Here is a 20,631-nt window from a genome sequence, read left to right on the forward strand (position 1 = left end):
AACCTTTGGCGGTTTCTTCGGAAGCCGCCTTTTTAATTTGCCGCAGTTCTTGTTACGGCTTTTACATTTCCTCTATCCCTCAAATCACGACCTTCATTAGCTTCCATAAACATTTCCAGAATATCGGTTTTAATCAGGACTTTGCGACCAACCTTTAATACTGGAAGTTTCTTCCATTCTACAAGCTGTCTTAAGGTATTTCTGCCGATTCCCGTATAGTCAGCAGCTTCTTCGATGGATAATGCAATTTTTCTTTGCGTCATATAATCACCTCCTTATAAATTGCATTATGCAATTCTTGTGATGTAAGTATATCCTTTTCATATCTTTTTGTCAAGCGTTACGAAATATCAAAAACAAACTTTATGTTGCATATTGCAATTTTGGAAAAACAATGCTATAATTCATACATACCGAAAAAGGAGGCAGTCAGCATGAAAGATAAAGAACTACGCAAGCTGATAGGCAGCAGAGTAAAACAGCGCCGTCTGGAATTGAATCTGACACAGCCTTATGTCGCAGAAAAGATGGGGGTTACCGCTTCTACAATCCTGCGTTATGAGAATGGTTCGATTGACAATACGAAAAAAATGGTGCTGGAAGGTCTTTCGGAAGCACTCCATGTATCTGTGGAATGGCTCAAAGGGGAAACAGATGAATATGAAACCGACATTACGGATAAGAGAGAGTTACAGATTCGTGATGCGATGGGAGATATTCTGGAACAGTTACCGCTTGCCCTTACCAAAGAAGAAGATGCTTTTTCAAAAGATTTATTACTGCTGATGTTAAAACAATATGGTCTGTTTTTGGATTCCTTCCAGTTCGCCTGCAAAAATTTCAAGGGGAATGCTGGTCAGACGGATATTGCCAAAACAATAGGGTTTGAATCGAATGAGGAATATAATGAGATTATGTTCTTAAGGGAAATCACTCCTACCATCAATGCTCTTAATGAGATGGCAGACGTTGTAAGGCTCTATTCCAAGAAACCAAAAACAGCAGAACAAAGGCTTGCAAATCTTTTATCAGAAGTCTTATACGAAGATTCCGAATCGGTATAGTAAGACAACCGGAGTTATGATATACTTACACGCACGAAGCATTTCATCAGTTCCGATTGTCTAATATCGAAAGGAGATATACGATTATGGCAAAAGGATCTGTAAGAAAAAAAGGAAAGAAATGGTACTACCGCTTCTATGTAGAGGACGCAAGCGGCAATCTTGTTCAAAAAGAATGCGTTGGAACAGAAAGCAAAAGTGAAACTGAAAAGCTGCTCCGTCAGGCAATGGATGATTATGAAAAAAAGAAATTTGTTGCCAAAGCGGAAAATCTCACAGTCGGACAACTTCTGGATGTGTGGGCAGAGGAGGAATTAAAAACAGGTACGCTCAGCAATGGTACTGTGGAGAATTACCTCGGAACAATCCGAAATATCAAGAAACACCCATTGGCAGAACGGAAATTAAAAAATGTAACCTCTGAGCATTTGCAATCCTTCTTTGATTTGCTTTCCTTTGGGGGAGTTCATCCCGATGGAAAAGAGAAAAAGGGTTACAGCAAAGATTACATCCATTCTTTTTCCGCAGTCATGCAGCAGTCCTTCCGCTTTGCAGTATTTCCAAAACAGTATATTACGTTCAATCCCATGCAGTATATTAAACTGCGGTATCAGACGGACGAAGTTGATTTGTTTTCGGATGAGGACATGGACGGAAATATCCAACCAATTTCACGAGAAGATTATGAAAGACTGCTTACGTATCTTCAAAAAAAGAACCCAGTCGCAATACTTCCAATCCAGATAGCCTATTATGCCGGGCTTCGTATTGGAGAAGCCTGTGGTTTGGCATGGCAGGACGTAAATCTGGAAGAACAATGCCTTACCATAAGACGCAGCATCCGATATGATGGCTCAAAACGCAAATATATCATCGGACCAACCAAGCGGAAAAAAGTGAGGATTGTTGATTTTGGAGATACGCTGGTAGAGATTTTCCGTAATGCCCGGAAAGAGCAGTTAAAAAATCGAATGCAGTATGGAGAACTTTATCACACGAACTACTACAAAGAGGTCAAAGAGAAAAACAGAGTGTACTACGAGTATTATTGCTTAGACAGAACAGAGGAAGTCCCGGCAGATTATAAAGAAATTTCTTTCGTCTGCTTAAGACCTGATGGCTGTCTGGAACTTCCGACTACTTTGGGAACGGTATGCAGAAAGGTAGCAAAAACATTAGAGGGATTTGAAGGCTTTCATTTCCACCAGTTACGTCACACCTATGCAAGCAACCTTTTAGCAAATGGAGCTGCCCCAAAAGATGTGCAGGAATTGTTAGGACACTCAGATGTCAGTACCACAATGAACGTCTATGCTCACTCCACAAGAGATGCGAAACGAAAATCGGTTCGGCTTCTTGATAAAGTGGTAGGCAATGACTAAAAAATTTCCCTTATTTCCCTTGTGATTATCTCATAAGGGCAAAAATAAGGGAAACTATATATCATTTCACTAATGGACAGGCGGGAAAGCCTATAAAATGGGGAAAGTTAGAGAGATAATTATATAAATTCCAATTTGTAAACCAAACAATAAAAGTATCTGTGAAAAAGCGTATGAAGTTTTGATGAGTTCGTACGCTTTTTGTTATGAATAGAGAAGAAAAAATGTAAGATCAGGAGATGTATAGGTAAGAAAAAATGTGAAAAATATACTTGAATAGATCTGAAAAAATGCGATATACTATTTGGGAAAGGATGGTGGGATAATGCTTCGGTTTGCGATGGATGATCTTTTACAGTGGAAAGAGAAGAAAAAAAGAAAACCTTTAATTATCATGGGCGCCAGACAGGTTGGAAAAACATGGCTGATGAAAGAATTTGGAAAAAACTGTTATGAGAAAACAGCATATATTTCTTTTTATAATAATCAACGGATGGATGCGGTTTTTGAAAATGATTTTGATGTTAAACGGATCATTATGAATTTAAATATTGAATCAGGCGTAACCATCACTCCCGGGGATACATTGATTATTCTGGATGAGATTCAGAATGCGCCAAAAGTGCTGGAATCTTTGAAGTATTTTTGTGAAGAGGCGCCGGAATATCATATTGTAGCGGCGGGATCGCTGCTGGGGGTAGCAATCCATGAAGGCGTATCGTATCCGGTGGGGAAGGTTGATCTGCTGGATTTATATCCGCTTAACTTCAGAGAGTTTTTATATGCTATGGGAGAAAATGGATTGGCCGATGCATTGAAAACGAAGGAATATGCTATTATAGATAATTTCGCGGACAAATATCTTTTCTGGTTAAAAAATTATTATTACACCGGAGGAATGCCTGCAGTCGTTGATGCTTTTCGGGCGGACAAAGATTATATAGAGGTAAGAAAGATTCAAAGTGATATATTAAGACAGTATGAAGGAGATTTTGGAAAGCATATTGAAAGTAAAGTACTGCCGAGAATCAGAATGGTGTGGAATTCTATTCCGATGCAGCTGGCAAAAGAAAATAAAAAATTCTTTTTTGGCCAGATAAAAAAGGGGGCCCGCAGCAGTGAGTTTGAAATAGCGATTCAATGGCTGTTGGATTGCGGATTGATTTATAAGGTTCCTCGTGTAAACGAACCGCATATGCCTTTAAAAGCTTATCAGAGTATGAATGCGTATAAATTATTTATGCTGGATGTTGGACTGCTTGGAGCGCTCAGTGAACTTCCGGCGACATCCATACTGGAAGGAAATGATATCTTTGTAGAATTCAAGGGCGCTCTCACGGAGCAATATGTGCTGCAGCAGTTCATTTCAGATACCCCGTATACGCCCTATTACTATGGAACGGAAAAAGCGACTTTTGAACAGGATTTCATGATTCAAAAAGAGGATATGATTATACCTGTTGAAGTAAAAGCAGAGACGAATATACGGTCGCAGAGTTTAAAAGCATATTGTGATAAATTTCATCCTGAGAAAGCGGTACGTTTTTCAGCTTTAAAATATATGGACCAGGGATGGATGGTAAATATCCCATTGTATGCGGTGTGTAACTTGTAAATCAGGAATTAGTTATATGCCGACAGCTCCGTATGAATTACCCTATGAAGGTGCAAAAGAGATGTTGCTGGTAAATGAAGTTGATAATAAGGAATCTATGGAAGAAAAATAAATGGCAACTTAATGAGGTGTGTTTATGCCACAAATGAATAAGGGCGAAAAATTTATTTTTGGGAAGTCACTCATTCGACCAGATGGCCCCCCCAGATAGATTCCCGATTGTAGAATCAAATGATTAGTTATAATGATCAATATGATAAGAATAAAGATTTGATTGAGAAGCGCGATGGAATTATGATAAAGCTATCCAGAGAAAAAGAACATGAGCAGGAGGTAGCAGAATGTCAAGCAATTTGATCATATATTATTCAAGAAAAGGTGAGAACTATGTGAATGGAAGTATTGTTGATTTGAAAAAAGGCAATACAGAAATTTGTGCAGAGTTTATTCAGAAAGCGGTAGGCGGAGATCTTTTTGAAGTTGAAACGGTAAATGACTATTCAAAGGATTATCATAAATGTACAGAGGAAGCAGGTTGTGAATTAAAGGAAAATGCGCGGCCGGAATTGAAGAAATATTTGGATGATATTTCGGATTATGACAACATTTTCGTGTGTGGCCCCTGCTGGTGGGGAACCTATCCGGTAGCAGTATTTACCCAGCTGGAGAGACTCGATTTTACAGGCAAGAAAGTGATGGCGCTTATGACACATGAAGGGAGCGGACTTGGAAACAGTGAACGTGACCTTAGAAAAATCTGCAAAGGCGCAGTATTTGGATCAGGCATTGCGGTTCATGGTGCGGACGCAGCATCTGCAGAATCGGCAGTAGCCGACTGGGCGTGCAGGAACTGCAGACAGCCATTATAAGATGAAAGGAGTTACGGAAATATGGCAAAGAAATTGGTCGTATATTATTCATGGTCAAATGGAAATACAAAAAGAATGAATTGATTGATTCTAAAACAATTTTACCATGTTATAATTCAACAGATCCAAGGGTTAGTCTGACAGACACAAAAGATTTTGACAGCTACAAATTATATCTTTCGGATACCGGGTTATTCGTGACGCTGATGTTTATTGACCGAGCGGCAGCGGAAAATGATGTATATGCAAAATTATTGTCTGATAAATTACCGGCAAATCTGGGGTATCTTTATGAAAATCTTGTTGCCCAAATGATTGCGGCGTCCGGTAGAGAACTTTACTACCATACATGGGAAAAGGCTGGCAGTACACATTATTATGAAGTTGATTTCCTGATTTCAGAAGGCAGTAAAATAAATGCTTTTGAGATAAAGTCTTCGGAATCGGGAAAACATGAGTCGATCAAGATGTTTTACAAAAAGTTTTCGCAGAGTGTGCATAACATATATTTATTGTCACAGAAAGATGCAGGGAAAGAGGAAAATCTATTATTGAAACCATTTTATCTAATGCCATTTTTGACATAATAAAATTGAATTGACCGAGCTCTTTGAGCGAGGGATACTTCCTGTCCGAAGGGCAGGAAGATGGGTATGAAATGAATGGAACAAATCGGAATTTATTAAGGAGGATATGGATGAAACTGTTTTTATGTTCGCACTTTTCAAGTGTAGGAAGTTTGATAAAAGAAGAATTTGATAACAAAAAAGTCGCATTTATTCCAACAGCATCGCTGCGTGAAGGCTACACCGGTTATGTCGGCTCGGCTCGAAAGCTATTCAATAAACTGGGAGCAGCCGTAACGGAAATTGATATTTCAACGGAGGCTTATTTAACGATACAGTCCGTTTTTGAAGATGCGGATGTGATATATTTTACTGGTGGAAATTCTTTCTTCCTTATGGACCAGCTCCGTAAAACGGGAACGGATGAGCTATTGAAGAAGGAATTGGCAAAGGGAAAACTGATGATTGGTGAATCGGCGGGTGCGATTATATGCGCTCCAACTATCCAATATATTGAACAAATGGATGAAAAACCGGAGGACTACTCACAAGAAGATGATGCAGGGCTTGATTTGATTGATTTCTATGTTCTTCCGCATTATCTTACAGCACCATTTAAGAAAGTTACTGAGAAAATAATGACTGAATTTTCGGATTTGAATCTATGCCCAATTAACAACCATCAGGGAATTGTAATTGATGGTAAAGGTTCAAAGATTATTTGCAAAGACTAATTTGAAAATTCAAGTTTGTGGAGAAATCCGCGGCCTTTATAAGTTGGCACAGGGATATGCGTTCAACAAAGGAGCTATTTATGAAGAAAATATTGGTGATATTGGGTGGAGGTCGCCCCAAAGGGAATACGCGACAACTGGTGAACGCTTTCGCACAGGGAGCTGTGGATGCGGGACATGATGTAGAAATCATCTCGCTTAATAAAGTTGAGGTGAAAGGGTGCATAGGCTGTAATGCGTGCCGCTATGGGAAGCCTTGTGTGCAGAAAGACGGATTCAATGGACTTGTTCCCAAAATAAAAGCAGCTGATTTGATCGTTTTTGCTTCGCCGTTGCTGTTCTGGACAATTTCATCTAAGTTAAAAGCATTTATTGAGAGATTTTACTGTATTGCAGAAGAAGACCCAACTCCTCCATTGGGCTGATATGAGAAATACCCGGTCAAAGATGCCGCATTGCTTATGACTTCTGCTGATGATTTGTTCTGGACGTATGAGCAGGCTGTATCCTATTATAAATTTGCCGTGATAAACTATATCGGCTTTCATGATAAGGGAATGCTTTTGGCTGGCGGTTGTGGTGATACAAATGGGAAACCTCAAATTGACAAAACCAACCACTTAAAAGAAGCGTATGAATTTGGGAAAACTATTTATGAGAAATGAGGAGAGTAGCATGATTTTATCCGAATTAACTCCCGAAAAGATTGCGGAAATGAAGCCGACGACTATGCGTTTCAGGCCGCTGCCGCCGCCAACATTATGGAGAATGCACACCCTAACGACAAATTAGAGGACGGCACACGGCCAGACATTCGGTGTTACCGAACAGGCAATGCGCTGGTTGGGATTGATCTTGTCAGCGGAGCGTTCCATGTAGAAGCTGTGGATATGGCAGAAGCCATACCTGTCTATAATGACTTGTTTGTTTTTCGTGGGTTGAGCGAGGATGATTTGAAGAATTTTGTCTTGGTTGCAGAGTATGTGAGGTTGACACAAAACGACAGTACCAGAGGCGGCAACAATAAGATGCAGGTAAATGAATGAAAAGAAGGATGTTCCCCGGGATTGTCAGAAATGACAACCCGGGGTTTTTATGGTATGATGGAGAAAATGTGCATGAAAATGCATACGTTCTGGGAAAAGGAGCAGCAGGAAGTGGAAAGTCTGTATGAGAAGCTGGTAGCTTACGGAGCGGGGGATGCCTGCCCGTTTCATATGCCGGGCCACAAGAGAAATATGGGAAAATGGGGATTTGCGGATCCCTTTTCTTTCGATATCACGGAGATTGACGGGTTTGACAATCTGCATCATGCGGAAGGGATTCTCAAAGCAGCCCAGGAGCGGGCGACCCGGGTGTATGGTGCCCGGCGGACGTTTTTTCTCATCAATGGAAGCTCGGCGGGCATTCTGTCTGCGGTAAGCGCCTGTGTGTCCAAAGGAGGGAAGCTGCTCATGGCCCGCAACTGTCACAAAGCAGTCTACCATGCGGCGTCGCTGCTGGGTCTGGAAACGGTGTATGTTTACCCGGAGCAGGAGCGGCGGTACGGCCTCAATGGCGGCATTTCTCCGGAACGGGTGGAACGGCTGCTGGAAGAACATCCTGGCGTCCAGGCGGTGATCGTCACCTCCCCTACCTATGACGGTGTGGTATCTGACATTCGCAAAATTGCACAGATCGTCCATGAACGGGGGCTTTTTCTCATTGTGGATGAGGCCCATGGCGCGCATCTGGCGTTTTCGCCTTATTTTCCGGACAGTGCGCTGGAGCTGGGGGCGGATGTGGTGATCCAGAGTGTGCACAAGACGCTGCCTTCTCTGACCCAGACGGCGCTTCTGCATATATCCCGGCAGGTGCCGGGGGAGCAGGCGCGGTTCCTAGAAGACCGGCTTGGCCGTTATCTGGGAGTGTATCAGACCAGCAGCCCTTCTTACGTGCTGATGGCCTCCATTGACCAGTGTATGGCCTGGTTATCCACGGAAGGAGCGCAGGCGTTTGCGGCATATGTGGATAACTTAACGGAATTTCGGAAAAAGATGGGAAAACTTTCTCATCTGCATCTGGTCGGTGAGGAAGTGGTGGGCACTGCCAGTATCTACGGGCTGGATCTGTCCAAGCTGATTTTCTCGGGAAAAGACGCCGGTGTCGGCGGAGAGGCATTAAGCCAGCAGTTCCGGCAGCAGTTTGGCATTGAACTGGAAATGGCGGCGGGCAGTTATGCACTGGCGTTAAGCAGCGTCATGGACAGCCGGGAGAATTTTGCGCGGTTGGCCCGGGCGGCGGAGACGATAGATAATACAACGAAGCATAAAGTCGGAGAAAAGAAACGGTATGAAAAAGAACCCGTACATTCGGATGCCTTGCTTCGCCTTCCACAGATCATGCGCCTTTCTGCGGCGGAGGATGCTCCCTGGGAGGAACTGCCGCTGCCTGATACGGCGGGGCGCATCAGTGCGGAATGGATCTATCTGTATCCGCCGGGTATTCCGCTGGCAGCGCCGGGGGAGCGGATCGTGCCGGAGCTGCTGGCGCAGCTGGAGCGGTATCGGCGGCAGGGCATGTCACTGGAGGGCATGCGGGATTTGACAGGAGAAAAATTGCGGGTGATATACGAGACACCCGGGAAATGAAGGATATATGGGTAAAATATTTTGTGTGATGGGAAAAAGTGCATCGGGAAAGGATACGATCTACCGGCGGTTGATGGAAGCACCGGGGCTGGGACTGGAGCGGATCGTACTCTATACGACCCGGCCGATCCGGGAAGGAGAGGCGGAAGGACGGGAGTATCATTTCGTGGACAGGGCGCGGTATGAGGCGCTGCTGGCGGCGGGCAAGGTCATCGAGGCCCGGTCTTATGACACCATGTATGGCGTGTGGACGTATTTTACCGCGGAGGAAGGGATTGATCTTGCCAAAACAAGCTATCTCACCATCGGGACGCTGGAATCCTATGAGAAGCTGAAAAGCTATTTTGGTGAAAAACAGGTGGTGCCGGTGTATGTGGAGCTGGAGGACGGGGAACGGCTGTCCCGGGCGCTGGCAAGGGAACGGCTGCAGGAGACGCCCCGCTATGCGGAGTTTTGCCGGAGATTTCTGGCGGACTGCGCTGATTTTTCGGAAGAAAAGCTGGCGGCAGCTGGGATCAACCGGCGTTTTGTCAATGATGACTTGGAACGGTGCTGCGGGGAAATACTCCGTTATATTGAAGAAAATAAATAAAAGGCAGCAGTTCAGCCGCGCCATTCGCAGAATCGCGCAGCCTGAAAAAATACTATAAAAGACGTTTTTGGTATGATATAATTTAAGGAGGAACAGGCTATGGCCGGATTTGGTGACATTGTGGGACATGAACAGATCATCTGGCATTTGCAGAATGCGATTCGTATGGGAAAGGTTTCCCATGCCTATTTGCTGAACGGGGAACCGGGCAGCGGCAAGAAGCTGCTGGCGGATTGTTTTGCCATGACGCTGCAGTGCGAAGCAGGGGGGATTGACCCATGCATGGAATGTCATTCCTGCAAGCAGGCGCTGACGAATAACCAGCCGGATATCATTCGGGTGACCCATGAGAAGCCCAACACCATCAGTGTGGAGGACATCCGCACCCAGCTCAACGGTGACATCCAGATCAAGCCCTACAGTTCCAGATATAAGATTTATATTGTGGCAGACGCGGATCTGATGACGGTGCAGGCGCAGAATGCGCTGCTGAAGACGATCGAGGAGCCGCCGGCCTATGCGGTGATTCTGTTGCTGGCGAACAATGCAGACCGGCTGCTTCCGACGATTCTGTCCCGCTGCGTGCGGCTGAATCTGAAGGCGGTCAGGGATCAAGATATCAGGGAGTATTTGATGGACAAAATGAAGATACCGGATTACCAGGCGGATGTGAGCCTGAAATTTGCGCAGGGAAATGTGGGGAAGGCGGTGCAGCTGGCTTCCTCGGAGACGTTTGCGGTAATGAAGGACGAGGCGCTGTCCTTGCTGCATGAGACAGACCGGATGGAGCTGTATGAGCTGATGGATGCGGTGAAGAAGATCAGCGATTATAAGAACGATATCGACTCGTTTCTGGATATCGTGACAATCTGGCTGCGGGATGTGCTGATGTTTAAAGCCACCCAGGACGCCAATTCCCTGATTTTTCGGGAGGATCTGTCCGCCATCACAGCGCGGGCGAGAAAAAGCTCCTATGAGGGGCTGGAAGAGATGATACAGGCAGTGGACAGGGCGCGGGCACGGCTGAAAGCCAACGTGAACTTTGACCTGGTACTGGAGCTGCTGTTACTTACTATAAAGGAGAATTAACATGATAACTGTAATCGGTGTGAGATTCCGCACGGCCGGGAAGATTTATTTCTTTGATCCACAGAAGCTGAACATCCGAAAGGGACAGCATGTCATCGTGGAGACCGCGCGGGGGAGTAGAATATGGAACTGTCGTTGTGGGCTGCAAGGAAGTGGATGATCACAAGGTCATTCAGCCGCTGAAGCCGGTGATCCGGGTTGCCACCAAGGAGGACGATGCCGTGGAGGCAAAGAACCGGGAGAAGGAGAAGAACGCATTTAAGATCTGCCTGGAGAAGATCCATAAGCACGGATTGGAAATGAAGCTGATCGATGCGGAGTATACGTTTGACAACAACAAAGTGCTGTTTTATTTTACCGCGGACGGAAGAATCGATTTCCGGGAACTGGTGAAGGATCTGGCTGCGGTGTTCAAGACAAGGATCGAGCTGCGGCAGATCGGCGTGCGGGACGAGACGAAGCTGGTGGGCGGTATCGGCATCTGTGGCCGGGCGCTGTGCTGCCATTCCTACCTGTCTGAGTTTGCGCCGGTTTCCATCAAGATGGCGAAGGAGCAGAATCTGTCCCTGAACCCCACGAAGATTTCCGGGGTGTGCGGCCGCCTGATGTGCTGCCTGAAAAATGAGGAAGAGACGTATGAGTACCTGAACAGCCGCCTGCCGGGCATCGGCGACTATGTGACGACGGATGACGGCTGCAAGGGAGAGGTGCAGAGCGTCAGCGTCCTGCGGCAGATGGTAAAAGTGGTTGTGGCCGTAGGCGACGAGAAGGAGATCCGCGACTACAAGGTGAGCCAGCTGAAATTCAAGCCCAAGCGCCGGAAGGAAAATAAGAACAACCGGGATGGAAAAGACAACAGGGACGGCAATATTTCCGATAAGGAGTTAAAGCAGCTGGAAGCGCTGGAGAAAAAAGAAGGGAAATCAAAGCTGAATGACAACTGAGTTAAAGCCGGGGGAACGGCTGGATGACCTGCAGAGAAACGGTTACAAAATCATCCAGGATCCGGGCAGATTCTGCTTCGGGATGGATGCGGTGCTGCTTTCCGGGTTTGCCCGGGTGAAAAAGGGGGAGCGCGCGGCTGATCTGGGTACCGGCACGGGCATTATCCCCATTCTTCTGCGGGGCAAGACCGAGGGAAGCTATTTCGCCGGTCTGGAGATCCAGGAGGAAAGTGCGGACATGGCCAGGAGAAGCGTGGCGTACAATTCCCTGGAGGACAGCGTGGAGATTGTCACAGGAGATATCAAGGAAGCAGTGCGCCTGTTCGGGCCTGCTTCCTTTGACGTGGTGACGTCCAACCCGCCCTATATGACCGGGCAGCACGGGCTGACGAACCCTAACGAAGCCAGGGCCATTGCCCGGCATGAGATCCTGTGCACGCTGGAGGATGTGGTGCAGGCGGCAGCAGGGCTTCTGAAGCCCCAGGGGCGGTTTTATATGGTGCACCGGCCCTTCCGGCTGGCGGAGATTTTCGGCGTGCTGGGGAAATATAAGCTGGAGCCCAAGCGGATGCGGCTGGTATATCCTTACGTGGATCGGGAGCCAAACATGGTGCTCATCGAGGCGTGCAGGGGCGGCCGTCCGCGGATCACGGTGGAAAAGCCGCTGATCGTGTACCAGCGCCCCGGCGTTTACACGGATGAGATCTATGATGTGTATGGATATTGAGGGAAAGGAGCAGTTCTATGGCAGGAAAACTGTATTTGTGTGCGACGCCCATCGGTAATCTGGAGGATATGAGCTTCCGGGCCGTGCGCTCGCTTCTGGAGGCCGATCTGATCGCCGCCGAGGATACGCGCAACAGCATCAAGCTGCTGAATCATTTTAACATTCACACGCCTATGACCAGCTATCATGAATACAACAAGATCGAAAAAGGCCACTATCTGGTGGAGCAGATGCTGGCAGGCAAGAGCGTGACGCTGATCACCGATGCGGGAACGCCGGGGATTTCCGATCCGGGGGAAGAGCTGGTGCGGATGTGCCACGAAGCCGGGATCACCGTGACGCCCATTCCGGGGCCTGCGGCCTGCATCAATGCGCTGATCATTTCCGGCAGATCCACGAGACGGTTTTGCTTTGAGGCTTTCCTGCCCCAGGACAAGAAGGAAAGACAGGCGATACTGGAAGAGCTGAAGGTGGAGACGCGGACGATCATCCTGTATGAAGCGCCGCACCGGCTGATTCAGACGCTGGAGGTGCTGCAGGAAGCGCTGGGAGACCGGAAGCTGACCATCTGCCGGGAGCTGACGAAAAAGCATGAGACCGTTTTTTCTGACAACGCTTTCCGAGGCGCTGGTTTATTATAAAGAAAATCCGCCGAGAGGAGAATGTGTCCTCGTTCTGGAAGGAAGAAGCCGGGAGGAAATGGAGGCCGAGAAGCAGCAGAACTGGCTGGAAATGCCGCTGGAAGAGCATATGGCCCACTATGAAGCCGGCGGAATGGATCGGAAAGAGGCCATGAAGCAGGTGGCGAAGGATCGGGGTATCTCTAAGCGGGATGTATATAAAATGCTGCTGGATGCAGAAGAAAAATAAAAGAATAGATAGATACGAAAAAGGGTTGTTGGAAAAGCAATGTCTGTATATCGTGCAGATAGACATTGCTTCGCCTGCAACCCTTTCGTCGTGAAAAAGCTTACGCTTCTTCTTCGAGTAGTTTTGCCAGTTCGCGGATGGTGCTTTTGGAAATTTTCTTTCCACGGAACTCGACCAGATCTTCGGTAGCACCCGTGAATATGTCACAGGGTGTATATTTTTCCAAAACAACCCGGCCATTATCAACGGAAATCTGCAGGGCATCGCGCTCTTTGAGATTCATTGACTTACGCAGTTCCATGGGAAGTGTAATTCGACCCAGTTCATCCAGACGTCTGATTACACCGGTATTTTTCATGATATCCTCCTGCGTTCAAGCTCACTTCTTTATTCATGATTATACTAGTGTCTTGTCAAAATTTCAATAATAATTTTTCTTAACATCGAATAAAGGCAAAAAAACTCAATAAGTGTACAAAAATGCATTTTAGATGGGGGTTTATTTGCAAAATCAATCAGGAATAAACAGAATCTGCCGTCATAGGTATAGGAAAAGGGAAGAGAATGGAGCGGCAGGTAATCGGATGTTGAATGGATTATGGGCGGGAATGCTTTTGCTGGGGATCGCATATGGCGGATTTGCCGGTACGATGACGGAAATTTCGGACGGTGTGCTGGAGGCGGCCAGAGAAAGTGTATATTTATGCATTACAATGACTGGCGTCATGGCGCTGTGGAGCGGCCTGATGCGAATTGCGGAAGAGTCCGGTCTTACGGGGCAAATGACGCGTGCGGTGCAGCCTTTTGTGAACTGGCTGTTCCCGGATATCCCGAAAGGACATGAGGCAAAAGTGCATATTACGGCCAATATTATCGCCAATGTGCTGGGGCTGGGGTGGGCAGCTACGCCGTCCGGGTTAAAGGCGATGGATGCCCTGGCAAAATTAGAAGAGGAACGAAGAAATCGAAGCGCGAAAAAGGCCGCCCGCGCGGTGCCGGTGGCGCCTGGGACGGCCAGTAATGAAATGTGTGATTTTCTCATATTGAATATTTCTTCACTGCAGCTGATCCCGGTGAATATCATCGCGTACCGCAGCCAGTACGGAAGCGTAGATCCCACGGCGGTCATCGGCCCGGCCATTGTGGCCACGACCATCAGCACGGTGACAGGGATCGTATACTGTAAGCTGCGGGGGAAAGCGCAGGAGATAAAATGCTGTTTTCATGCAGACGGCCAGGAGTGCGCCATCAGATCAGCTTTCGCCCCAGCATCTCCGGGTTGGTGGCGTAGGTCAGGGCAGTTTCTTTCGTGATCTGTCCTTTCTTAAACAGGGAAAGCAGGCTGGCATCCATGGAAATCATATCCTCTTTGGCGGAGGAATTGATAACGCCCTCGATCTGCGGGATCTTGCTGTCCCGGATCATATTGCGGATGGCGGGTGTCACGGTCATGATCTCGAAGGCCGGGAGCATACGGCCATCCACGCCGGGAACAAGCTGCTGGGAAATGACAGCAGTGAGTACCAGGGAGAGCTGGACGGCAATCTGATGCTGCTGGTTGGCCGGAAAAACGTCAATGATGCGGTCGATGGTGTTGGCTGCACCGATGGTATGCAGGGTGGAGAATAGCAGATGGCCGGTCTCCGCGGCGGTCATGGCAATGTTGATCGTCTCATAGTCCCGCATTTCTCCCAGCAGGATAACATCCGGGCTCTGGCGCAGCGCTGCACGAAGGGCTGTGACATAGCTTTCCGTGTCCACGTTGATTTCGCGCTGGCTGACGATGGAGCGGCCATGGCGGTGCAGGAATTCCAGCGGGTCTTCCAGGGTGATGATGTGATCCTCCCGGGTCTGGTTGATGCGGTCAATTATGCAGGCCAGGGTGGTGGATTTGCCGCTGCCCGCAGGGCCGGTCACCAGCACCATACCCTTTCGCTCGTCGGCCAGGGACATGACATAATCCGGGATGCCCAGTTCTTTCGGATCCGGCAGATGAAAGGTGATAACGCGGATCACGGCAGACAGGGCGCCGCGCTGCTTGTAAGCGCTGACACGGAAGCGGGAGACACCGGGCAGGGCGAAGGCAAAATCGTCATCGCCGGTCTCGTACAGTCTGTGGATATCCCGGTGGTCTGCCAGCTCGTAAATTTCTTTCAGAAGCTGTTCCGTGTCTGGCGGCAGCATCTTTTCTTCATTTTCTTTTAAAATCTGGTTCTGCCTGCGGAAGGACACCGGCAGACCGGCAATGATAAAAATGTCGGAGGCCTGCCGGGCAACTGCCTGTTCCAGAAGTGTTTTTGCATCAGTATTCATAGGATTCACCTCAATCAATGGGAAGGAGCTGGATGGAATCGTCGCTTTCCCAGTCTGTGTCTGTGATGGTCTGCCAGGTGCGGATCTCGTAAAAATTCCCGGAAACTTCCAGTGTGACCTGCAGATGCTGCCGGTCATCGATGGGCACCTGGAAGGAAATAAAAGGCTCCGCGGCATCCGGACCCGTGGTGGAAGTCAGGGAAATACCGTCCAGCGCCGGCAGCCCGGCATCGTTCAAGGCCAGGATCGCGCGGAGGGCTGTAGCCGTCTCTTTATCATATGCTGTGCTGTCTGCAGAAGGCACAGCAGAGGCAGAAACCATACGATTCCCGTTCTGTGCAGTATCAAAAGAATCTGTATCATCCATACTCTCGTCAATGTCTGTGAAATCTGTGTGGTCAGTGTCTTGCGTAGCGTATGAGAGAGTCCCCTGATCGGCGTTTCGCTCATTATGTGTGAGCGTGGCATTGTCGTTTGGAACTTGCTCCAGCGCGGTGTCAATACAGGAAAGGACGTCTTCCGCTCGATTAACAGCAGTATAGTAGGCTGTTTTCCGGTTGGCCAGCTTTTCACTGAAGGCATCGTCGCTCCGGGCGCTGGACAATGACAGTACCGCGAAGGTCAAGAGGCAGAGCACGAGGAACACCACCAGCAGGGAGGAAGAGCCGATGTTGGTAAAGGGCGCGGAGCGCTGTTTATGATTCATGCGAAGCCCTCCTTTGCAGATGATGAGAAAGCTGCAGGGTATAGATTGCATCACTGTTGGCAGGATCATGACGATCAGAATCTGTGATTGCTGCAGAACCGTCGCTGACAGCATCCGCGGATCGCAGACTGCTGACTGCTTGTGTACGAAGATCCGCATCAAGTTCCCGGTTTTCCTGAGAAAGCGTTACCGAAAGTACCAGTGTGGCGTCCGGACTGTCAGATTCACAGGGAGCCAGCTCTTTATCATAGAAAATCCGGAGTTCTACCGGGGGATGCGGCGTTATCTCCCCATTTGCTGTTCCGGCAGACGCCTCTTCGCCAGAGGAATCGTCGGCTTTTTTCGACAGTATCGGTACTTGTGGCGGCAATCTCTGCCAGGGGATACCGTGCGGTGATCAGTGCCACTGCCTCTTCCATACTGTCGGAGGCTTCGATGAGCTCTGCAATGGCGGCGCTTTCATTGACCGCCAGGTTCAACTGCCGGGAATGGAGGCTCAGCAGATGAGATTTGACGAAGATCTGCACGCAGACCGCACTTGCCGCCGCAAAAAACAAAATGGCAAGGGTCAGTTCGGTGAGAAACAGGGCAGATGAGCGGGACTGTTTCTGTGGTGTCATAAGCGGAAGCCTCCTTTCTGTAGAATATTTTCGTATGACAGGAAATGGAGTCCTGTCATTAGGCTGTTATTGTGTGTTTACCTCGTTTTTGCTTGTTGCGGTACCCCTGACAGCAACTATGGTGGAAACGCTTTCTCCGTTTTCATCGGTACAGGTGAAAGAAAACAGCCCGTTTTTCAGCTCTTCCATGGAAAAATCGCTGATGGACAGGATGGTTTTCCCGGCGGATGCCCGGGCCTGTACGTCGTCTTTGATGAACAGCTCTTTCAGTTCCTTTTCATACAGATAAATATACGTGGTATAGCTGTCGTCCCCCACCGTTTGCTGGATGGCCAGGGCATCCAGTCCGTCAAAGGTGCCCAGATGGACGGCATCCCCGGAGTCTCCCTGATGAATTTTTTCACTGATGTAGGACAGGGCGGTGCGGGAAACGTCGTTTTTGGCCGTTTCCACCGCGGACTGGCGGTAGATCCCGGCGGCGAGAAGCATGACGCACAGGGCCGACACTGCGAACACAAGGAACAGGGCAGCAGGAAACAGAAAATCAATGATGTGTTTCTGATGTCTCTGTGCTGGCATGCGCACCGCTCCTTTCAATGATCGTGACATCCGGGAAAATATTGGCGCCGGAGATCCGGTAATCCACAAAAAACAAATCTTCGTTGTAGGTAATGCCGTAATTGGTTTTCAGATAGTCCAGGCTCTGCGGATATGCGCCCTCCACCGCATAGCAGTAGGTAATGCTGCGGTTCAGCGCGTTTTCCAGCGTCTCTTTCTGCCGTCGGACCGTATCCTCTGACAAATGGCTGATACCGAAGAAAAACAGGGCAAAAATCAGTACAAACATGCAGACGGACAGCTGCAGGCCCCGAAATACCGAGGGGGATCGTTTTTCCTGAAACCGTGCCATGGCAGTCGCTCCTTTCCGTTAAATGCCGGACATGATGCCCATGAGCGGGAACATGACAGACAGAAGGATCACGCCCACGATGAGGGAAAGGGCGATGACCAGCGTGGGTTCGATGGCAGACAAGATCTGTCCGATCTGGTTGTCCAGATTTTCCTGAGAAATCCGGGCGATATCGTCCATCACCTTTTCGGTCTCGCCGGTGCGGATGCCCAGCAGTACCATGCGGGCGTACAGACCGGACAGCAGGCCGCTGGTATGCATGGCGTCACCGAAATCCTCCCCGGCGCGCAGTTTTTCCAGGCAATCCTTTGTCCTGGTGGAAAATACGGGATCCTCCATCAGGTTCTGCACCAGCTCCAGGCTGCGTTCCGGGTCGAGACCGCTGCGCAGCGTCAGTCCCATGGCGCCTGCGAACCGGCAGGTGCTGATCTCATCCCGCAGCGTGCGGAAAAGGTGGAAATGACAGAGCATTTCGTAAAAAGAGCTGCGGCCTTTGGCGGAATGGGAGAGGGTCAGGCCAGCCGCAAGGAGCAGGACGAGCAAAGCCAGGAAAAACATGGAGTATCGGTTAAGAACGGTACCTACGTTCATGAGCCCCCGGGAAATCCCAGTCATTTCCGTGCCCAGCTGGATGAATACCTGGTTGAAGATCGGCATGACCTTCACGAGAAGGATAATGATCACAGCGATCATCATGCCTGCCATGACGGCGGGATAGGCAACCGCGCTGCGGATGCTGTGCATGATGGCGTCCTCCCGGGCATAGTGGTCGCTCAAGGCCTGCATCACCTCGTCCAGCGTGCCGGTTTCCTCGGCGATCTTCACCATCTGCAGCAGATAGGCCGGGAACAGGTTCGTGCATGCCAGCGCCGGATAAAGGTTGCCGGTCTCCTCCTGTTTTTCCAGAATCTGCTGTAAAATGGCCCGTTCCGTGTTGTCGGTCATATCGTCCAGCATCACCGTCAGCCCTTCTGTGGCCGAAATGCCGGATCGTAAAATAAGGGCGAGCTGTCCGCAGAAGGAAGAAAGCTCACTGTTTGTGAATCGTTTGGTATCCATGATCAGCCTCCTATATTAACCAAGGTCTTTACAGGGATTGCTCCGTGCGTTGCACTCCCACAATCCCACCTCGACATTCGCATATCGCGAAGCATTCGCTCCGCTTTTATGCTCATGCCGGGGCGTGTACCAAGATCTTACGCCCGTTCTTGTGCAAGCACAAACGGGCTCAGACCTTTGTACACTGTAAACTAATATACATATTTTACAGTATAATTGCTTCCGTCGCCGATGTATTTTTTCACTTCTTTGCTGCTGTTGCTGGCGGCCAGTGTGGGATCCATCAGCGTCCAGTTTTTGCCGTCGAATTCGATGATGCCGCTGACCCAGCCGGATTCCTTCAGATATACGCTGATCCAGGCGTGGTAGGCGGTGCCGGAATAGCCCACATCCAGCCGGGTGGGGATACCCTGGGAGCGCAGCATGGCGGTCATGAGGGAAGCATAGTCGAAGCAGATGCCCTTGCCGGATGCCAGGGTGGCATCCACATCCGGAATGTAATTGGCAGAAATGTTTGCCGCTGCTTCCTTGTCGTAGGTAATATGTTCAATCACATAGTTGTAAACGTTCTGCACATAATCCAGATCGTCGGCAGACTGATCGGAGAGGGAGATGCCAAGCTGTACGGTCTGGCTTTCTTTTGTATACCACACATACTGGTTCGGGCAGAGAAACGGGCGGAACTCATCGGCGAGTGTCACGCTGATCTCCTGGGAAAAAGCCATGGCGTACATATTATCATAGGCGTGCTCCAGAACAGCGATGCTGTAGGTGCCGTCTCCACCGGACAGGGGGAATGCACTGTCGGTGTCCGGCAGCAGGGTATAGGTATATACGGTCTCGTCCGGGATGGTGATCTGCAGCTTGGCCATGTCGGAAGCACCCTGGTAGCGGATCATCACATAGCCGTCGGATGTGTTGGAAGCGTCAATGGAGACGGCTTCATTTCCGTAGGTGATCGTGCCGGATTCTTCCGGGAGCGTGACATCGGTGATGGTCTCCCTGTGGCTGTCAGAAGCTCCGGCATTTTCTCCGGAGGTGCCGGCGATATTGGCGGCCGCCGTTGCTGTCTGGGCGTCGGAGGTCGCGTGGCTGCCATCCGAAGAGGAACAGCCGCCAAGACAGGAAAGACCCAGGAAGAGAAATACAGATGTGATGATCATTCGTCTGTTTTTTCTCATTCCAGGGCCTCCTTTCCGGTACTTTATTGTTTCAATGTCAGAATCAGCTGTAACGTGTTGCCTGCGTGGTCAGGAACGAAAATATTCAGGGAAGCTGAGGGATAATCAAATACCACACACCCTGTCTCTTCGTCCCAGGAAACCGGGAGGATCTGTTCTCCGTTCCCATCTGCCGCATAAATATGTTCATAGTCGATGCCGGAGCCGTTTTCTTCGTCTTGCAGATACAGGAGCAGCTGTCCGTTCTTCAATTCATTGGATACGAGAACCGGAGATGTACGGTCAATGCCGGTGACGGCTATTGTCTCTACTGCGTACTGATGATTGGAAAGTACGACGGTGATGGTCATGGTGCCATTCATGGTCGGCTCAATGGAGTATTGCCGGGTGCCGGTTTCATATACCGGGATGTTATGGCCATCGATGGTTGCCGTTACTCTGCTGACAGAAGGAAATTTGCTGGTGACATGCAGCTCATAGACCGGATCCGCAGAGATTGTGGTGGGAAACTCCCGGATGCTGATCTTCGGAGCAATAAACAGCACAGGAAGCAGGAAAAACAGTACCATAATCACAACCAGCACCAGCCGCTGCAGGGCAAAACGCTCCCGGCGGTAGTTGCTGTAGGAGGTAAGCACTTCCAATGGAATTTTGTTGGACTCCATATCACAGGCTTCGAAAATATTTTCCAGCATCTGCTTGGCAATCTGATCATCCAGGGCAGAGATATCTGTTTTTTTGTATTCATCTGACATATGTG

22 protein-coding genes and 3 pseudogenes are annotated in these 20,631 nt (G+C 48.9%); 15 read left to right on the forward strand and 10 right to left on the reverse strand.

What is annotated here, in order from left to right:
• Window positions 1–32 precede the first annotated feature (32 nt).
• Entirely contained in the window at window positions 33–263 is a 231-nt protein-coding gene (locus RJD28_00395) for a helix-turn-helix domain-containing protein (protein ID WNV58073.1), read from the reverse strand.
• 171 nt (window positions 264–434) lie between these two features.
• Between RJD28_00395 and RJD28_00400 the strand changes: the two genes are divergently transcribed.
• From RJD28_00400 to rsmI, 14 genes and pseudogenes are all read left to right on the forward strand, one after another.
• Complete coding sequence (locus RJD28_00400) at window positions 435–1,064, forward strand: helix-turn-helix transcriptional regulator (protein WNV58074.1); 630 nt, start codon at window positions 435–437, stop codon at window positions 1,062–1,064.
• Between the two features lie 86 nt (window positions 1,065–1,150).
• Window positions 1,151–2,446 carry a tyrosine-type recombinase/integrase gene (locus RJD28_00405; GenBank protein WNV58075.1) on the forward strand — a complete coding sequence of 432 codons (1,296 nt, stop codon included), beginning with the start codon at window positions 1,151–1,153 and terminating at the stop codon, window positions 2,444–2,446.
• A gap of 325 nt (window positions 2,447–2,771) precedes the next feature.
• Window positions 2,772–4,061 carry an ATP-binding protein gene (locus RJD28_00410; protein WNV58076.1) on the forward strand — a complete coding sequence of 430 codons (1,290 nt, stop codon included), beginning with the start codon at window positions 2,772–2,774 and terminating at the stop codon, window positions 4,059–4,061.
• A gap of 353 nt (window positions 4,062–4,414) precedes the next feature.
• Window positions 4,415–4,930 carry a flavodoxin gene (locus tag RJD28_00415; GenBank protein ID WNV58077.1) on the forward strand — a complete coding sequence of 172 codons (516 nt, stop codon included), beginning with the start codon at window positions 4,415–4,417 and terminating at the stop codon, window positions 4,928–4,930.
• Between the two features lie 50 nt (window positions 4,931–4,980).
• Window positions 4,981–5,517 carry a DUF4143 domain-containing protein gene (locus RJD28_00420; GenBank protein ID WNV58078.1) on the forward strand — a complete coding sequence of 179 codons (537 nt, stop codon included), beginning with the start codon at window positions 4,981–4,983 and terminating at the stop codon, window positions 5,515–5,517.
• Between the two features lie 110 nt (window positions 5,518–5,627).
• The gene (locus RJD28_00425; GenBank protein ID WNV58079.1) at window positions 5,628–6,230 is read left to right on the forward strand and encodes a Type 1 glutamine amidotransferase-like domain-containing protein; all 603 of its coding nucleotides are present in this window, start codon (window positions 5,628–5,630) and stop codon (window positions 6,228–6,230) included.
• Between the two features lie 80 nt (window positions 6,231–6,310).
• A pseudogene (locus tag RJD28_00430) lies at window positions 6,311–6,895 on the forward strand (flavodoxin family protein).
• Between the two features lie 225 nt (window positions 6,896–7,120).
• The gene (locus RJD28_00435; protein ID WNV58080.1) at window positions 7,121–7,276 is read left to right on the forward strand and encodes a hypothetical protein; all 156 of its coding nucleotides are present in this window, start codon (window positions 7,121–7,123) and stop codon (window positions 7,274–7,276) included.
• A gap of 72 nt (window positions 7,277–7,348) precedes the next feature.
• A complete protein-coding gene (locus tag RJD28_00440; protein ID WNV58081.1) occupies window positions 7,349–8,860 on the forward strand; it encodes an aminotransferase class I/II-fold pyridoxal phosphate-dependent enzyme in 1,512 nt (503 codons plus the stop codon).
• A 7-nt stretch (window positions 8,861–8,867) separates the two neighbouring features.
• The gene (locus RJD28_00445) at window positions 8,868–9,452 is read left to right on the forward strand and encodes a guanylate kinase (GenBank protein ID WNV58082.1); all 585 of its coding nucleotides are present in this window, start codon (window positions 8,868–8,870) and stop codon (window positions 9,450–9,452) included.
• Window positions 9,453–9,551: 99 nt separating this feature from the next.
• Complete coding sequence (locus RJD28_00450; GenBank protein WNV58083.1) at window positions 9,552–10,541, forward strand: DNA polymerase III subunit; 990 nt, start codon at window positions 9,552–9,554, stop codon at window positions 10,539–10,541.
• Between the two features lies 1 nt (window position 10,542).
• Window positions 10,543–11,485 (forward strand): annotated as a pseudogene (locus RJD28_00455) (stage 0 sporulation family protein).
• Window positions 11,475–12,212, forward strand: coding sequence for a tRNA1(Val) (adenine(37)-N6)-methyltransferase (locus RJD28_00460; GenBank protein WNV58084.1), 738 nt, complete (start codon window positions 11,475–11,477; stop codon window positions 12,210–12,212). Before RJD28_00455 ends, RJD28_00460 begins: the two are co-directional and overlap by 11 nt.
• Before the next feature lie 17 nt (window positions 12,213–12,229).
• Window positions 12,230–13,082: pseudogene (gene rsmI / locus RJD28_00465) on the forward strand (16S rRNA (cytidine(1402)-2'-O)-methyltransferase).
• A gap of 100 nt (window positions 13,083–13,182) precedes the next feature.
• On the opposite strand, the gene RJD28_00470 reads toward rsmI, so the two are convergent.
• Window positions 13,183–13,440: an AbrB/MazE/SpoVT family DNA-binding domain-containing protein gene (locus RJD28_00470; protein WNV58085.1), complete on the reverse strand. Its 258-nt coding sequence runs from the start codon at window positions 13,438–13,440 to the stop codon at window positions 13,183–13,185.
• A gap of 226 nt (window positions 13,441–13,666) precedes the next feature.
• Here RJD28_00470 and RJD28_00475 point away from each other — a divergent pair, with 226 nt between their 5' ends.
• Window positions 13,667–14,395 (forward strand): nucleoside recognition domain-containing protein, encoded by a 729-nt coding sequence (locus RJD28_00475; protein ID WNV58086.1) that lies wholly within the window; start codon window positions 13,667–13,669, stop codon window positions 14,393–14,395.
• Here the strand turns inward: RJD28_00475 and RJD28_00480 are convergent.
• The 8 genes from RJD28_00480 to RJD28_00515 form a co-directional block, all read right to left on the reverse strand.
• A complete protein-coding gene (locus RJD28_00480) occupies window positions 14,331–15,395 on the reverse strand; it encodes a PilT/PilU family type 4a pilus ATPase (protein WNV58087.1) in 1,065 nt (354 codons plus the stop codon). The genes RJD28_00475 and RJD28_00480 overlap by 65 nt on opposite strands.
• 10 nt (window positions 15,396–15,405) lie before the next feature.
• The gene (locus RJD28_00485) at window positions 15,406–16,101 is read right to left on the reverse strand and encodes a hypothetical protein (protein ID WNV58088.1); all 696 of its coding nucleotides are present in this window, start codon (window positions 16,099–16,101) and stop codon (window positions 15,406–15,408) included.
• 245 nt (window positions 16,102–16,346) lie between these two features.
• Window positions 16,347–16,721: a hypothetical protein gene (locus RJD28_00490; protein ID WNV58089.1), complete on the reverse strand. Its 375-nt coding sequence runs from the start codon at window positions 16,719–16,721 to the stop codon at window positions 16,347–16,349.
• 66 nt (window positions 16,722–16,787) lie between these two features.
• Window positions 16,788–17,300 (reverse strand): DUF4860 domain-containing protein, encoded by a 513-nt coding sequence (locus RJD28_00495; GenBank protein WNV58090.1) that lies wholly within the window; start codon window positions 17,298–17,300, stop codon window positions 16,788–16,790.
• Window positions 17,266–17,631 carry a hypothetical protein gene (locus RJD28_00500; protein ID WNV58091.1) on the reverse strand — a complete coding sequence of 122 codons (366 nt, stop codon included), beginning with the start codon at window positions 17,629–17,631 and terminating at the stop codon, window positions 17,266–17,268. Before RJD28_00500 ends, RJD28_00495 begins: the two co-directional genes overlap by 35 nt.
• Before the next feature lie 18 nt (window positions 17,632–17,649).
• On the reverse strand, window positions 17,650–18,690 hold the full coding sequence (locus RJD28_00505) for a type II secretion system F family protein (protein WNV58092.1): 1,041 nt from the start codon (window positions 18,688–18,690) through the stop codon (window positions 17,650–17,652).
• A gap of 191 nt (window positions 18,691–18,881) precedes the next feature.
• A complete protein-coding gene (locus RJD28_00510) occupies window positions 18,882–19,871 on the reverse strand; it encodes a transglutaminase-like domain-containing protein (GenBank protein ID WNV58093.1) in 990 nt (329 codons plus the stop codon).
• A 23-nt stretch (window positions 19,872–19,894) separates the two neighbouring features.
• On the reverse strand, window positions 19,895–20,626 hold the full coding sequence (locus tag RJD28_00515; protein ID WNV58094.1) for a hypothetical protein: 732 nt from the start codon (window positions 20,624–20,626) through the stop codon (window positions 19,895–19,897).
• Window positions 20,627–20,631: the final 5 nt, after the last annotated feature.

It is taken from the genome of Oscillospiraceae bacterium NTUH-002-81, assembly GCA_032620915.1.
In the GTDB taxonomy this organism is placed as follows: Bacteria; Bacillota; Clostridia; order Lachnospirales; family Lachnospiraceae; genus JAGTTR01.

Excerpts from the sequence above, each read along its gene's own strand:
- RJD28_00420 (WNV58078.1), top strand. The coding sequence starts at position 4,981 with ATGGTCAAATGGAAATACAAAAAGAATGAATTGATTGATTCTAAAACA.
- RJD28_00425 (WNV58079.1), top strand. The coding sequence starts at position 5,628 with ATGAAACTGTTTTTATGTTCGCACTTTTCAAGTGTAGGAAGTTTGATA.
- RJD28_00460 (WNV58084.1), top strand. The coding sequence starts at position 11,475 with ATGACAACTGAGTTAAAGCCGGGGGAACGGCTGGATGACCTGCAGAGA.
- RJD28_00480 (WNV58087.1), bottom strand. The coding sequence starts at position 15,395 with ATGAATACTGATGCAAAAACACTTCTGGAACAGGCAGTTGCCCGGCAG.
- RJD28_00445 (WNV58082.1), top strand. The coding sequence starts at position 8,868 with ATGGGTAAAATATTTTGTGTGATGGGAAAAAGTGCATCGGGAAAGGAT.
- RJD28_00450 (WNV58083.1), top strand. The coding sequence starts at position 9,552 with ATGGCCGGATTTGGTGACATTGTGGGACATGAACAGATCATCTGGCAT.
- RJD28_00490 (WNV58089.1), bottom strand. The coding sequence starts at position 16,721 with ATGACACCACAGAAACAGTCCCGCTCATCTGCCCTGTTTCTCACCGAA.
- RJD28_00440 (WNV58081.1), top strand. The coding sequence starts at position 7,349 with ATGAAAATGCATACGTTCTGGGAAAAGGAGCAGCAGGAAGTGGAAAGT.
- RJD28_00410 (WNV58076.1), top strand. The coding sequence starts at position 2,772 with ATGCTTCGGTTTGCGATGGATGATCTTTTACAGTGGAAAGAGAAGAAA.
- RJD28_00485 (WNV58088.1), bottom strand. The coding sequence starts at position 16,101 with ATGAATCATAAACAGCGCTCCGCGCCCTTTACCAACATCGGCTCTTCC.
- RJD28_00435 (WNV58080.1), top strand. The coding sequence starts at position 7,121 with ATGGCAGAAGCCATACCTGTCTATAATGACTTGTTTGTTTTTCGTGGG.
- RJD28_00505 (WNV58092.1), bottom strand. The coding sequence starts at position 18,690 with ATGGATACCAAACGATTCACAAACAGTGAGCTTTCTTCCTTCTGCGGA.
- RJD28_00400 (WNV58074.1), top strand. The coding sequence starts at position 435 with ATGAAAGATAAAGAACTACGCAAGCTGATAGGCAGCAGAGTAAAACAG.
- RJD28_00500 (WNV58091.1), bottom strand. The coding sequence starts at position 17,631 with ATGGCACGGTTTCAGGAAAAACGATCCCCCTCGGTATTTCGGGGCCTG.
- RJD28_00510 (WNV58093.1), bottom strand. The coding sequence starts at position 19,871 with ATGAGAAAAAACAGACGAATGATCATCACATCTGTATTTCTCTTCCTG.
- RJD28_00405 (WNV58075.1), top strand. The coding sequence starts at position 1,151 with ATGGCAAAAGGATCTGTAAGAAAAAAAGGAAAGAAATGGTACTACCGC.
- RJD28_00470 (WNV58085.1), bottom strand. The coding sequence starts at position 13,440 with ATGAAAAATACCGGTGTAATCAGACGTCTGGATGAACTGGGTCGAATT.
- RJD28_00475 (WNV58086.1), top strand. The coding sequence starts at position 13,667 with ATGTTGAATGGATTATGGGCGGGAATGCTTTTGCTGGGGATCGCATAT.
- RJD28_00495 (WNV58090.1), bottom strand. The coding sequence starts at position 17,300 with ATGCCAGCACAGAGACATCAGAAACACATCATTGATTTTCTGTTTCCT.
- RJD28_00515 (WNV58094.1), bottom strand. The coding sequence starts at position 20,626 with ATGTCAGATGAATACAAAAAAACAGATATCTCTGCCCTGGATGATCAG.
- RJD28_00395 (WNV58073.1), bottom strand. The coding sequence starts at position 263 with ATGACGCAAAGAAAAATTGCATTATCCATCGAAGAAGCTGCTGACTAT.